The sequence below is a fragment of the Janthinobacterium rivuli genome (genome assembly GCF_029690045.1).
Taxonomy (GTDB): domain Bacteria; phylum Pseudomonadota; class Gammaproteobacteria; order Burkholderiales; family Burkholderiaceae_D; genus Janthinobacterium; species Janthinobacterium rivuli.
Genome location: NZ_CP121464.1, coordinates 5,034,832 through 5,047,152 on the forward strand (window position 1 = coordinate 5,034,832; position 12,321 = coordinate 5,047,152).

Here is a 12,321-nt window from a genome sequence, read left to right on the forward strand (position 1 = left end):
GAATGATCTTTAGATAACGTTGGCCAGCCAAGGCTGATTGGTCAGATGCCGTTCTTCGAAGGCGCGGATATCGTCGGCGTGGCGCAGGGTCAGGCCGATATCGTCAAGGCCATTCATCAGGCAATATTTGCGGAAGGCGTCGATCTCGAACGGGTACGAGACGGAACCGTTGCTGGTGCGCACGCATTGCTGTTCCAGGTCCACCACCAGCTTGAAGCCGGGGAAAGCCTTGACTTCATTGAACAGGTGCTCGACCTGGCTTTCCGACAGCACGATGGGCAGCAAGCCGTTCTTGTAGCAATTATTGAAGAAGATGTCGGCGAACGAAGGCGCGATGATGGCGCGGAAGCCATATTGATCGAGTGCCCACGGCGCGTGTTCGCGCGAGGAACCGCAGCCGAAATTCTTGCGCGTCAGCAAGATCGACGCGCCCTGGTAGCGCGGCTCGTTGAGCACGAACTCCGGGTTCAGCGGGCGGCGGCTGTTGTCCTGGCCCGGTTCGCCATGGTCGAGATAGCGCCATTCGTCGAACAGGTTGGGGCCGAAGCCGCTGCGGTGGATCGATTTCAGGAATTGCTTCGGGATAATCGCGTCGGTGTCGACGTTGGCGCGGTCCAGCGGGGCGACCAGGCCTTCGTAAATCGTAAATTTATCCATGCTGTTTCTACTCGGTAGGACGCGCGGCGCTGGGCGCCGGCACGTCGCGGTTTATTTTCCGCCGGCGCCAGTGACGACCTGGCCGACTTTCTGCACATCGCGGCCGATGCCGGAGACGGTGTTGCAGCCAGACAGGATCACGGTGGCAATGAGGAGGGCGAAGAGTTTTTTCATGATGAGTTCTCGATAAGAAAGATGGGACTGATACCGCTAGTGTAAACCAGCGGCGCCAGTCCCTGCCGTCATCGCAATCCCCGCACGTCGACAAAGTGGCCGGCGATACCCGCCGCGGCCGCCATCGCGGGCGACACCAGGTGGGTACGGCCGCCCTGGCCTTGCCGGCCTTCGAAGTTGCGGTTCGAGGTGGACGCGCAGCGTTCGCCCGGCTCCAGGCGGTCCGCATTCATGGCCAGGCACATGGAGCAACCGGGCTCGCGCCATTCGAAGCCGGCATCCTTGAAGATGCGGTCCAGGCCTTCGCGTTCGGCCTGGTCCTTGACGAGGCCGGAACCGGGCACCACCAGCGCCAGGGTCACGTTGGAGGCGCGGTACTTGCCGCGCACCACGGCGGCGGCCGCACGCAAATCCTCGATGCGCGAATTGGTGCAGGAGCCGATGAAGACCTTGTCGATACGCACATCGGTGATCGGCGTGTTCGGTTTGAGGGCCATGTAGACCAGGGCTTTTTCGATGGCGTCGCGCTTGACGCTGTCTTTTTCATTGTCCGGGTCTGGCACGCGGCCATCGATGCCGATGACCATTTCCGGCGACGTGCCCCACGTCACTTGCGGTTGAATTTCTTGCGCGTTGAGCGTGACGACGAGGTCGAAGCGGGCGCCAGGGTCCGAATGCAGGGTGCGCCAGTAGGCCACGGCCCGTTCCCAGTGTGGACCGGCCGGCGAAAACGGGCGGCCCTTGACATAATTGATGGTGGTGTCGTCGACGCCGATGATGCCGGCGCGCGCGCCCGCCTCGATGGCCATGTTGCACACCGTCATGCGTCCTTCCATCGACAGCGCGCGGATGGCCGAGCCGCCGAACTCGATACAGTAGCCCGTGCCGCCGGCCGTACCGATCTTGCCGATGATGGCCAGCACGATATCTTTCGCCGTCACGCCGGCCGGCAAGGCGCCGTCGACTTGCACCAGCATGGATTTGGATTTCTTTTGCAGCAAGGTTTGCGTGGCCAGCACGTGTTCCACTTCGGACGTGCCGATGCCGTGCGCCAGCGCGCCGAAGGCGCCATGCGTGGACGTGTGCGAGTCGCCGCAGACGACCGTCATGCCGGGCAAGGTCGCGCCCTGTTCCGGGCCGATCACGTGCACGATGCCCTGGCGTTTGTCGTTCATGTTGAAGTAGGTCAAGCCGTAGTGCTTGGCGTTCTTGTCCAGCGTTTCCACCTGCAGGCGCGAAACGGGGTCGGCAATGCCGTCGACCCGGCTGGTGGTCGGCACATTATGGTCGGCCACGGCCAGGTTGGCGGAAATGCGCCACGGCTGGCGGCCCGCCACGCTGAGGCCATCGAAGGCTTGCGGGCTGGTAACTTCGTGCAGCAGGTGCCGGTCGATGTACAAAATTGTCGTGCCATCATCTTCGGCCCGAACAACGTGGGATTCCCAGAGTTTGTCGTAAAGCGTCTTCATCATGATATATGCAGCGTTGCCACAGCCTGTTTAAGTGATCTGTCGTACTGATCGAAGGGATCGGCAATGATTATGCCATATATTGTGCAATGCAGAACCAAAAGCCGCCCCAGCGTGGGATGGGCGATACAAAATTTGGTGCACTTTGCGGATATGGCCAAAAAATTGCTGATACGAAAATCCGCCAAAATGCCGGCGGGGCGAATAAAAATCGAAAAAAGCCGAAAAAAAAGCCCGCTGCAGAGGTCTGCAGCGGGCTGGATGTGAACTGGCCTGTGTTGTTAGGCTGCCATGCGCACACTTCCCCTGCAACCATCCATCAGGAAAGATAGGCCCACGACTAGCACCAGCTCGCCTTCGGCCGAGCGGGCAGTACCGGTAATGCCTTCCACGGTGATGGCCGTCATCGGTTTGATCACGAGGTCGGCCGTGCCATCGACGGCTTCCACGGCGAGAATGTACGGCTGTGGCGCAGCGACAACAATACCGACGCGTTCGCTGCACGATTCGTAGCCCAGCGAGCCGGCCAGCGAGCGCACGGGCAATGGACGGCCCTGGTCTTTCAGCACCGGCGCGCCGCCCACTTCCATGAAGGTTTCCGGCAATTCGACGACGCGCTGCACCACCGCCATCGGCAGCGCCAGCGCGGCGCCCGAGGTCGACACGAGCATGGTCGGCACGATCGACAGTTCGATCGGCAGGCGGATGGCAAATTTCGTGCCCTTTCCCAGCGTGGATTCGATGTGGATGGCGCCGCGGTTTTTCTCCACGGCCGTTTTCACCACGTCCATGCCCACGCCGCGTCCGGAAACGCTGGAAGCGACTTCCTTGGTCGAGAAGCCCGGCAGGAACACCAGCTGGAAGCATTCGTCGTTGCTCAACTGCGCGTTTTCGCTGATCAGGCCCTTTTGCTGGGCCTTGCTGCGCAGGAAGACCGGGTCCATGCCCTTGCCGTCATCCTGCAGCACGATCATGACGCTGTTGGCTTCCTGCCATGCTTTCAGTGAAATATACGACTTGGCGGGCTTGCCGGCGGCCAGACGGGCTTCCGGCGATTCGACGCCATGGTCGAGCGAATTGCGCAGCATGTGCACGAGCGGATCGTACAGGCTGTCGACCACGACGCGGTCGACTTCCGTCTCCGCGCCTTCGATGGTCAGTTCGACATCCTTGCCCAGGTCTTTCGCCAGTTCGCGCACGAGGCGCGGGAATTTCTGGAACAGGCGGCCGACGGGCTGCATGCGCGTGGCCAGGGTGGCCCGCTGCAGTTCCGTCGAGTAGCGCGAAGCGCGTTCCAGGGTTTCCGCCAAAGTCGCCATCAGGGTGGCGGCCTGGCCTTCGAATTTGAATTGCAGCAAGCGTTCGAGCAGCACGGCAGCCTGGTTGGCGGCCTGCACGGATTCGCCGGCCACCTCCAGCAGGGCGTCGAGCTTGACGGCATCGACGCGGATGCTGTCTTCCTTGACGGGCGCGGCATGGCGCACTTCCGGACGCTCTTCGCGGCGTTCCGCGCCATCCCAGGCCTTGCCGGCCGGTTTGGCGGCGGCAGCGGCAGCAGGCGCGGCGGCCACGGCGGCAGGCGCGGCGGCGGCGGCGGACACCGGTGCGGCAGCGATCTGGCTACCGGCCGGCACGACGGCGTTGTACATGGCTTCCCAGTCCAGGCCATCGGCGCTGGCCGTAGAGGTGGACACGGCGGCAGCGGCCGGCGTGGCGACGGCAACTTCGGCAACGGGCGCGGCCACTTCCGCCACCACGGCGGCGGCAGGCGCAGGCGCATCCATGCCCTTGCCTTCGATGGCGTTCGTCAGGATGTGTTCCAGCTCTTCCGGCATGGCCGGCAAGCTTTCCGGCGCGGCGCCATTCGCCAGTTCCGTCAGCTGGTCGGCGACGAAACCGGACGCTTGCAGCGCCGCCTCGATGGCGATCGGCGTCACGGGCGCGGCGCCCGTGCGCAAGGCGTCAAACAGGTTTTCCGTCAGATGGCAGGCCGCCACCAGCGCGGGCAAGCCCATGAAGCCGGCGCCGCCCTTGATGGTGTGGAAGGAACGAAACACGGCATTCAGTGTTTCCTTGTTGTCAGGATCACGCTCGAGGCGCAATAAGTGCTCTTCAACATTAACCGCAAGATCCATCGCCTCAACGACGAAATCCTTGAGCATATCGTCCATTAGAATCCCAAATCCGCAAGAAGGTCGTCTACATTATCCTGGTCCAGCGCCACCGACGGCACGGACGGGCCCTGCATCAGCGGCACCGGCTTTTGCGCCAGCTTTTCGCGCACCTCGGCCGGCGCGTTGTCGCGCAGCAGCTGAGCCAGCTCGTTTTCCACCGTCTTGGTGATGTTGACCACTTTTTTGATCAGCTGGCCCGTGATGTCCTGGAAGTCCTGGGCCATCATGATTTCCAGCAAGCGTGCTTTTTCCGCTTCCGTCGCTTCGGCAACGGCTTGCGCGAACTGGCGCGAATCGCCGGCCAAAGCCTTGAATTCTTCCAGGCTCAGCTTGCCGTCGAACAGGGCCGTCCAGCGGCCGTCCATGTCCTTGGCTTTCTTCGACAGCACGTCCTGCGCCGGCATGCCTTCGTCGAGCGTGTTGAGTACCTTGTTAGCGGCCTGTTCCGTCAGGGTGGCGACATATTCCAGGCGGTCCTGGGCGTCGACGATCTGCGACGACGCTTCCGTCAACGCCTTGTCGTAGCCCAGTTCGCGCAACGAATCGTGCAGCAGGCGCACGATGCCGCCCAGGCGCTCGAACATCGGCTTGTCGGACTGGTCGACCGGATCGGCCGCTTCGCCAGGCGCCTCGGCGCTGGCCACGGGGGCCGCTACCGGCTCGGCGGCCGCCGGCACGGCGGCGCTGGCCGACACGGAATCGAACAGCGCGTCAAAATCGTCATCCGCGATCACGGCGGGAGCGGGCGCGGCGGCGGGCGCCGGCGTAGCTGCGGCCGCGCTTTGCGCGGATACTTCATCGAATAATGCATCGAAATCATCAGCGGCGTTGGTCATATCCCTGCTTCTCCATAATTTGTCAAAATTCCGCCTGAACTGTGCGTTTTACAGACTGATACCCACAATTTCTCGATTAAGATGATTTGAGGCAATACCGCTGCGATGGTGCGAGTGTAGCAGGGCGCCGCCCTGTTGGTAAATCTCAAAACGCGCTTCCTGGTGCAAAGCAGGCCCACAAGAGCTTTTCCGCCAGGAAATAAGTGTTCCTGCTGTTGTATTTTGAAATACTACCATTGGCGTGCGTGCAAGACCACGCGCGACACAAGAAATCCTGCCTGCGGGCGCCTGCGCAACAGCCCTGCACGGCCATCGTTGCAGCTAAACACGATCTTTCTGCCAATGTTGTCTATACTGAAGGTGCAGTAGTATTGATAATTATCAAGTCTTTACATGAATACAATGCTGCCGCCGCGTCTACAATAAGAGGCGTTGCGCGCGCTGAGTCACTGCCAAAGGACCTGCCATGTATAAGAAAATTCTGATCGCCACGGACGGCTCCACCGTCTCCAACTTGACGGCCTGTGCCGGCGTTGCCTTTGCCGAACAGATGCACGCCGACATCCTTGCCGTGTACGTGGCGCCCGAATACCAGTACCCGGTGTACATCGAAATCATTCCACCAAGCTATCCCAGCGAGGAGGAATACCGCATCGCCATGCGCAAGGCGGGCGCCGACCACTGGCAGCCCATCCTCGACGCGGCCGCCAAGCGGGGCCTGCAGGCGACAGGCCTGACGGCCTTTTCCGACAGCCCGGCCCTGAAAATCGTGGAAGTGGCGCAACTGCAGCAATGCGACCTGATCTTCATGGGCTCGCATGGCCGCAGCGGCTGGGGTCAGTTGCTGCTGGGCAGCGTGACCAATAAAGTGCTGTCGCACTCGAAATTGCCCGTGCTCGTGCACAGGCTGATCAAGGAACCCGCGGCAAAATAAAAGGTCACATGGCCACGGGGCCAGCGCCATTGCCGATACACCAAGAAAAAGGCAAAGGCGCGACCGCTTCAGTTAAAATAACAACGTTTCTCGTTTCTTAACATTTGATTGTCCGGTGACGGACAGAGCAGATTACACGCCACCAGATTGCCCGCCTATGATACGTATTGTGATTGCCGACGACCACACCATCATGCGTGAAGGATTGAAGCGCATCCTTGACGGCGCGCCGGATATCGACATCGTGGGTGAAGCCATCGACGGCTTTGAAGTCCTCAACCACGTGCGCCAGGGCGGCTTCGACCTGTTGCTGCTAGACCTGTCGATGCCGGGCCGCAGCGGCGTCGACCTGATCCGGCAAATCCGCAGCGAGGCGCCCAAGCTGTCGATCCTGATCCTCACCATGCACGAGGAAGAGCAATATGCGGTGCGCGCCATCCGCGCCGGCGCGCAAGGCTATCTGACCAAGGAAAGCGCGGGCACCCAGCTCGTGGGCGCCATCCACAAGGTGGCGTCCGGGCGTCCCTACATCAGCGCCGAGGTGGCGGAGCAACTCGTGCTCAACATCATGATGCCGAATGAAAGCTTGCTGCATAAACAGTTGTCGGACCGCGAATTCGAAGTTTTTTCCCTGCTGGTGGCAGGCAAGTCGATCACGGAAATTGCCAACAACCTGCACCTGAGCGTCAAAACGGTGAGTACGCACAAGACGCGCATCATGCAAAAGATGGGCATGAGTTCGCTATCCGAAATGGTCCAGTATGCCGTCGCGCACCGCCTGCTATCGCCCTTCAAGACGTGATCCTCCTGGCGCGCGCCCGCGCGCCAACTGTAGGAACAATCCTACCTCGCCTACCACAGCTCCTACTGCCATATTCAGCCACTGCTGATATTAATTGCATACGGTTGTTGGCATACTGAAACCAGTAATCAAGTTGCTGGAAAGTTATTTCATCACACAGCAAGTCTTCAGCGAATTGAGCATTACCTGCCTGGACGCGCGCCGCCGACCCTTGCCTGCCCGCCGCCCCGTGCACCCCGTCATTCAACTCTGAACTACCTGTCACCAGGAGATGAACATGCTGTCCACGCAAACGCCCGACACCCGCGCTGCCTCACCATCGCTGGCCCCCTCTTCTCCAATGGAAGCGGGGCGCCAGCGCCAGGGCCGGCTCTGGTCGAACCTGAAGGAGGTGTGCGACCTGCTGCATATCTCCAGCGCCTGCACCATCGCCGCCGACGAACTGCTGTTCCAGCACGTGCAATTCAAGACGGGCCAGCGCGTGCACACGATCGGCCAACCGTTCGACACCCTGTACATCGTCAATTCGGGCTTCCTGAAAACCGTGCTGATCGATGAATTCGGCAATGAACAGGTACTCAGCTTCCCCATGAAGGGCGACATGCTGGGCGTCGACGGCATCCACTCGCGCCATTACTCCTCGGAAGCGGTGGCCCTGTCCGACTGCGACCTGATCCTGCTGCCGTTCAAGAAACTGACGGCGCTGGGCAGAGTCCACCTGGAACTGGAAAACGTCATGTACGGCGTGATGAGCCGCGAACTGGTGCGCGAGCAAGCCATGATCGGCATGCTGGGCGCCCTCAGCGCCGAAGCCCGCGTGGCGCGCTTCCTCGTCTCGCTGGCCGACCGCTTCGCGCAGATGGGCTATTCGAGCAAGCTGTTCAACCTGCGCATGACGCGCCATGAAATCGGCAGCTACCTGGGCCTGACCCTGGAAACGGTCAGCCGCACCTTGTCCGCCTTCAATGAAATCGGCCTGATCACGGTTGACCAGCGCACCATCGGCATCAAGGATCCGGACGCCCTGAAAACCCTGCGCCGCCTGCCGCCGTCGCGCTCGCGCGCCAAGCAACTGGCCGCCGCCAAGCTCAAGGCCGATACCACCGCCGCCGCCAGCGCCTCGGCGCAATTGCTGGCTACCATTTAGCGCCATCCCGATTTCCTCAAGCTTGGCACAGGCTTGACCCGGCCAAGGCGCACGACGCCTTGCCGGGTCTTTTTTGCCGCCCCCGCCTCCCGCGCCGCTCCTGCGGCCTGCTTTGCGCAGCACGATCGTCCACGCTGCCATGTCACCATAAAAAAGCACGGATTCCGCACAAATAAGCCTTGCTTTTCGGGCCACATTCAACAATAATGCAAATACGAATCATTCTCAACTGAGATAAAGAAAGCCCAACATGCAAAGCTCAAAACCAGCCTTGATCCAGGATGCCGCTACCGCCCACGTCCGTCCTCCCGTCAGCATGGCCCAGCCGGCACGCCGCATCACCAGCGAAGCGCTGCTGCAGCAGGGACGCGAAGTGGAGATTGAGCACAGCGGCAAGATCTATCGCCTGCGCGTCACCCAATTGAACAAGCTGATCCTGACTGCCTGAAGCAGCACGGCAGCCAGTCACCACACTCGCCAGCCAGTCGCGCCCCGCGCGCGCAGCCAGCCAAACCACCGCACAGGAGTGTTTGATGGCGAACGACCGACCTTCCCCGATGTTTCCTTCTCCGCAAGGCCAGCAGCCTGAATTGCTGCTGTCGGCCGTGCTGCACCTGATGTCGCACTACCATGCGGGCAGTCCCTGCGAGAAACTGGCCGGTGTCATCGAACGCCATCTGCAAGTGCTGTCGGGTTCGCCCGGCCTGGGTCCCGTGCTGCAAGCAACTTGCCAGCAACTGTCACAGCAGTGGGCAGCCCTGGTGGCGCTGCACAAGCCCGCACCACCCAGGAGCACCTTGCTCGATCGCCTGGCACGCATGCTGAGCGCCAAGCGCCCTGCCTCGCCCCTGCCGCAATAATTTCTTTTCCATCCCACCGTCCAACAGGATATCGCCATGTGTGACAAAGACCAGTCCCTGCCCGTCATCAGCAATTGTTCCAGCGGCGGGGCCGACACGGCCGCGCTCGCTTCGCGCCGCCGCCGGCTGTGGGAACTGTCGCATACCTGTCATTGCCCCCTGGTCGGCGTGGGCTTGCCCTTGGGCTACCTGCGCAAGCTGGTGGGCAAGATGACGGGCGGGCGCGTGCTGGCCGACGACTATGAAGTGCACGTGGGCGCCGTGACGGAATGCGGCGCGCGCAACCGCCTGTCCGAAGCGCTGCAAAAGGAACTCGAACGCCGCTACGCCCCCGTGATCCTGCGCTTTCGCGGCGCCAAGACCACGGAACAAGTGGCCGAACTGTGGCGCACGGCCGTCGCCAACGGCGACGTGTCGGGCGCTTTCTGGGCCGGCCTGACGCACCCGCGCTGCGATGCCGAGCTGGAAGAGCAGATGTGCCGCGACCTGCACATGATCCAGCACCAGGCCGGCGCCTGCGTGCGCGCCGACATGGGAAAATTTACGGCCTTGCAGGAAGAAAACGCGCGCCTGGCGCACGAACTGGCCAAGCTGCAACAACGCAGCCAGGCCGCGCTGATGGAAAAAACGGGCGAGCTGGAACGCCAGGAAGCCGTGCTGCTGCGCACGCGGGCGGAATCTATCGGCAAGGATAGCGTGATCGACGGCTTGCGCGCGGAACTGGCCCAATTGCAAGCGGCCATCCCGGCGCTGGAATCACGCACCCGCCTGGTCGAACGCCTGGCGCAAATGGATGAGCGCGAGAAGGAATTGCGCCAGCAAATCGCGGAATTGAAGCAGGCCCAGCCACGCCCAGCCGCTGTCGTACCGCCACCGGCGCCAAAGCTGGAAGTGCCGACCGGCGGCAAGCTGAAAATGCCGATCCGCTTGGTCGATCAAAGCGTCTTGTGCGTGGGCGGACGCAGCGGCAATGTCGCCACCTATCGCGCCCTGATCGAGCGGGTCGGCGCGCAGTTTGCCCACCACGACGGCGGCCTGGAAGACAATGCCAACCTGCTCGATTCGAGCCTGGCGGCGGCCGACCTGGTGATTTGCCAGACGGGCTGCATCAGCCACAGCGCCTACTGGCGCGTGAAAGATTATTGCAAGCGCACGGGCAAGCGCTGCGTCTTCATCGACAACCCCAGCATCTCCAGCCTGGCGCGCGGCTTGCAGGAAGTGAGTGGCGAAATGGAGCCAGCCGCGCTGGACGCCGCCGACTAGAGCCTAAGCCTAAGCCTGCAATTCGCGCGCGATGGCCTCGCGCAACAGCGCATCATCGACCGTGGTGTCGGGCGCGAAACGCCCCACCACCTTGCCATCCTTGCTGATCAAAAACTTCTCGAAATTCCACAACACGTCGCTGGGCTGCTCCTGCGTAATGCCGTAGCCAACCAGCTTGGCGCGGAAATCGCTGCCTGGCTTTTCCTGCGCCCGCGGCTGCTCCTGCACCAGGCGCTGGTACAGCGGATGCTGGCCAGGCCCCTTGACGACGATTTTCTCAAACATGGGAAATTGCACGCCAAACGTGCCGCGGCAAAAGTCCGCGATCTCGGCATTGCTACCCGGCTCCTGCGCGCCGAATTCATTGGCGGGAAAACCGGCCACCACCAGGCCTTCGGCCTGCTTGTCGGCGTAGAGTTTTTCCAGGCCTTCGTACTGCGGCGTCAAGCCACAGGCGGAGGCGACATTGACCACCAGCACGACCTTGCCGCGATAGGCGTCCAGGCTGGTGGGTTCGCCATTGATGCGGCGCAAAGGAATGTCGTAAATGCTGTCGCTCATGATGTGTCTCCTCGGATGAAACAATCATGATAGCCGTGTGCGCGCGAACGCGCTGGCGGCGTCAAAAACTCAATACACGTCGCGCCGGTAGCGTCCTTCGGCCGCCAGCGCGTCGAGCGCGGGCCGGCCCAGGATTTCCTGCAGGGCCTGGTCGACGCCGCCGGCCATGCCGGCCAGGCTGCCGCAAATATAAATGGCCGCGCCCTGTTCCAGCCACAGTTTCACCTCGTCGGCATTGCCGCGCAGGCGGTCTTGCACATAGGTCCGCTCGGCCTGGTCGCGTGAAAACGCCAGGTCCAGGCGCGGCAAGTCGCCGCTGGCGTGCCAGCCCTCAATTTCTTCGCGATAATGGAAATCGTGGGCCGCATTGCGCTCGCCAAAGATCAGCCAGTTGCGCCGCTGTCCTGCCAGCACACGGCTTTTCAAATGCCCGCGCAAGCCGGCGATGCCGCTGCCGTTGCCGATCAAAATCAATGGCCGCTGGGCATTGTCTTCCAGGCGGAAGCGTTTGTGCTGCCGCAAGCGCAGCTGCACCACGTCGCCCACCTTGGCTTGCGCCGTCAGCCAGCCAGAGGCCAGGCCCAGACTGCCATCGGGATGCGCATGCTGGCGTACCAGCAAGTGCACGCCGCCATCGCGCGGGATCGAGGCGATCGAATATTCGCGTGGCTGCGACGGGTCGGCAGGCGCCGTCACCTGCACCAGATCGCCCGACTGCCAGTCAGGCAAAGCACCCGCTACGGGCGCCAGTTCCACATGATAAATGGCGCCGCCGGCACTGCCAGGGTTGAGGTGGCGCCGCTGCCTCAAACGCCAGTCGCCGAAGGCGGGCGCGCTCCAGTCGGGCGCATCGCTGGTGCCGGCCAGGTGGCTCAGGTGCTGGAACCATTGCTCGATGGCGGCGCTGGCGCTGCGGTCGACTTCGATGCGCTGGAACAGGCGCGACGCGCCCTGTCCCGCCAGCCAGGCGTCGAGCGCGCGGCCGAAGCCGCAGAACTGGCCATAGCTGCGGTCGCCCAGGGCCAGCACGGCGTAATGCAATTGCGGCAGCGCCAGCTCGCCCGTCATCAGGCGGCCCATGAAGGCGGCCGCATTGTCGGGCGCGTCGCCTTCGCCATACGTGCTGACCAAAAATAGGGCCCGTTCCGCTTGTTGCAAATCAAGGGCTGTGAGTTCGGCCAGCGCGCACAGGCGCACGGGGATGCCGGCCAGTTGCAGGCTCTGCGCCGTTTGCGTGGCCAATTCCTCGGCATTGCCCGTCTGGCTCGCATACGCCACCAGCCAGGCGGGACTGTTGGCGAGGGTAGCCCTGGCGGCCTCGGACGCGCGGCGCTTGGCGCGCGCGCGCAGCCAGGGCGCCAGACACACGCCCGCATAACTGAGGGACAGGGCGGCCAGCAAGGCCAGCCGCGTCGTATCGTGCGTAAAAATCATGGAATTAATC

General features: G+C 62.5%; 13 protein-coding genes. 6 read left to right on the top strand and 7 right to left on the bottom strand.

Annotated features, from left to right (window positions below; all coding sequences use genetic code 11):
• Window positions 1-9: 9 nt before the first annotated feature.
• The 5 genes from leuD to P9875_RS22845 form a co-directional block, all read right to left on the bottom strand.
• Window positions 10-657 carry a 3-isopropylmalate dehydratase small subunit gene (gene leuD, locus P9875_RS22825; protein WP_035821053.1) on the bottom strand — a complete coding sequence of 216 codons (648 nt, stop codon included), beginning with the start codon at window positions 655-657 and terminating at the stop codon, window positions 10-12.
• 51 nt (window positions 658-708) lie between these two features.
• The gene (locus tag P9875_RS22830; protein WP_010400408.1) at window positions 709-831 is read right to left on the bottom strand and encodes a lipoprotein; all 123 of its coding nucleotides are present in this window, start codon (window positions 829-831) and stop codon (window positions 709-711) included.
• A 68-nt stretch (window positions 832-899) separates the two neighbouring features.
• Window positions 900-2,303 carry a 3-isopropylmalate dehydratase large subunit gene (gene leuC, locus P9875_RS22835; protein WP_219307347.1) on the bottom strand — a complete coding sequence of 468 codons (1,404 nt, stop codon included), beginning with the start codon at window positions 2,301-2,303 and terminating at the stop codon, window positions 900-902.
• Between the two features lie 278 nt (window positions 2,304-2,581).
• Window positions 2,582-4,471 (bottom strand): chemotaxis protein CheA, encoded by a 1,890-nt coding sequence (locus P9875_RS22840; RefSeq protein ID WP_278316680.1) that lies wholly within the window; start codon window positions 4,469-4,471, stop codon window positions 2,582-2,584.
• Window positions 4,471-5,310, bottom strand: a complete 840-nt coding sequence (locus tag P9875_RS22845) for a protein phosphatase CheZ (protein ID WP_278316681.1) — start codon at window positions 5,308-5,310, stop codon at window positions 4,471-4,473. Before P9875_RS22845 ends, P9875_RS22840 begins: the two co-directional genes overlap by 1 nt.
• Window positions 5,311-5,776: 466 nt before the next feature.
• Here P9875_RS22845 and P9875_RS22850 point away from each other — a divergent pair, with 466 nt between their 5' ends.
• The 6 genes from P9875_RS22850 to P9875_RS22875 all read left to right on the top strand — a co-directional run bounded on the left by P9875_RS22850 (window position 5,777) and on the right by P9875_RS22875 (window position 10,316).
• Window positions 5,777-6,244 carry a universal stress protein gene (locus P9875_RS22850; RefSeq protein ID WP_035821061.1) on the top strand — a complete coding sequence of 156 codons (468 nt, stop codon included), beginning with the start codon at window positions 5,777-5,779 and terminating at the stop codon, window positions 6,242-6,244.
• Window positions 6,245-6,401: 157 nt separating this feature from the next.
• Window positions 6,402-7,046, top strand: a complete 645-nt coding sequence (locus P9875_RS22855; protein ID WP_034783426.1) for a response regulator — start codon at window positions 6,402-6,404, stop codon at window positions 7,044-7,046.
• Window positions 7,047-7,386: 340 nt separating this feature from the next.
• The gene (locus tag P9875_RS22860; RefSeq protein WP_035821063.1) at window positions 7,387-8,193 is read left to right on the top strand and encodes a Crp/Fnr family transcriptional regulator; all 807 of its coding nucleotides are present in this window, start codon (window positions 7,387-7,389) and stop codon (window positions 8,191-8,193) included.
• A gap of 250 nt (window positions 8,194-8,443) precedes the next feature.
• Window positions 8,444-8,641 (top strand): hemin uptake protein HemP, encoded by a 198-nt coding sequence (gene hemP, locus P9875_RS22865; protein WP_034750559.1) that lies wholly within the window; start codon window positions 8,444-8,446, stop codon window positions 8,639-8,641.
• A gap of 85 nt (window positions 8,642-8,726) precedes the next feature.
• Complete coding sequence (locus tag P9875_RS22870; RefSeq protein ID WP_099403647.1) at window positions 8,727-9,053, top strand: hypothetical protein; 327 nt, start codon at window positions 8,727-8,729, stop codon at window positions 9,051-9,053.
• 36 nt (window positions 9,054-9,089) lie between these two features.
• A complete protein-coding gene (locus P9875_RS22875) occupies window positions 9,090-10,316 on the top strand; it encodes a DUF2325 domain-containing protein (RefSeq protein WP_278316682.1) in 1,227 nt (408 codons plus the stop codon).
• 9 nt (window positions 10,317-10,325) lie between these two features.
• Here P9875_RS22875 and P9875_RS22880 read toward each other — a convergent pair whose 3' ends face one another.
• Both P9875_RS22880 and P9875_RS22885 read right to left on the bottom strand, forming a co-directional pair.
• Window positions 10,326-10,877 (bottom strand): glutathione peroxidase, encoded by a 552-nt coding sequence (locus P9875_RS22880; protein WP_278316683.1) that lies wholly within the window; start codon window positions 10,875-10,877, stop codon window positions 10,326-10,328.
• A 69-nt stretch (window positions 10,878-10,946) separates the two neighbouring features.
• Window positions 10,947-12,311 (bottom strand): sulfite reductase subunit alpha, encoded by a 1,365-nt coding sequence (locus P9875_RS22885; protein ID WP_278316684.1) that lies wholly within the window; start codon window positions 12,309-12,311, stop codon window positions 10,947-10,949.
• Between the last annotated feature and the right edge of the window lie 10 nt (window positions 12,312-12,321).

Bases quoted from the DNA above. Each gene is read 5' to 3' on its own strand.
- leuD (WP_035821053.1), bottom strand. From the start codon at position 657: ATGGATAAATTTACGATTTACGAAGGCCTGGTCGCCCCGCTGGACCGC.
- P9875_RS22830 (WP_010400408.1), bottom strand. From the start codon at position 831: ATGAAAAAACTCTTCGCCCTCCTCATTGCCACCGTGATCCTGTCTGGC.
- leuC (WP_219307347.1), bottom strand. From the start codon at position 2,303: ATGATGAAGACGCTTTACGACAAACTCTGGGAATCCCACGTTGTTCGG.
- P9875_RS22840 (WP_278316680.1), bottom strand. From the start codon at position 4,471: ATGGACGATATGCTCAAGGATTTCGTCGTTGAGGCGATGGATCTTGCG.
- P9875_RS22845 (WP_278316681.1), bottom strand. From the start codon at position 5,310: ATGACCAACGCCGCTGATGATTTCGATGCATTATTCGATGAAGTATCC.
- P9875_RS22850 (WP_035821061.1), top strand. From the start codon at position 5,777: ATGTATAAGAAAATTCTGATCGCCACGGACGGCTCCACCGTCTCCAAC.
- P9875_RS22855 (WP_034783426.1), top strand. From the start codon at position 6,402: ATGATACGTATTGTGATTGCCGACGACCACACCATCATGCGTGAAGGA.
- P9875_RS22860 (WP_035821063.1), top strand. From the start codon at position 7,387: ATGGAAGCGGGGCGCCAGCGCCAGGGCCGGCTCTGGTCGAACCTGAAG.
- hemP (WP_034750559.1), top strand. From the start codon at position 8,444: ATGCAAAGCTCAAAACCAGCCTTGATCCAGGATGCCGCTACCGCCCAC.
- P9875_RS22870 (WP_099403647.1), top strand. From the start codon at position 8,727: ATGGCGAACGACCGACCTTCCCCGATGTTTCCTTCTCCGCAAGGCCAG.
- P9875_RS22875 (WP_278316682.1), top strand. From the start codon at position 9,090: ATGTGTGACAAAGACCAGTCCCTGCCCGTCATCAGCAATTGTTCCAGC.
- P9875_RS22880 (WP_278316683.1), bottom strand. From the start codon at position 10,877: ATGAGCGACAGCATTTACGACATTCCTTTGCGCCGCATCAATGGCGAA.
- P9875_RS22885 (WP_278316684.1), bottom strand. From the start codon at position 12,311: ATGATTTTTACGCACGATACGACGCGGCTGGCCTTGCTGGCCGCCCTG.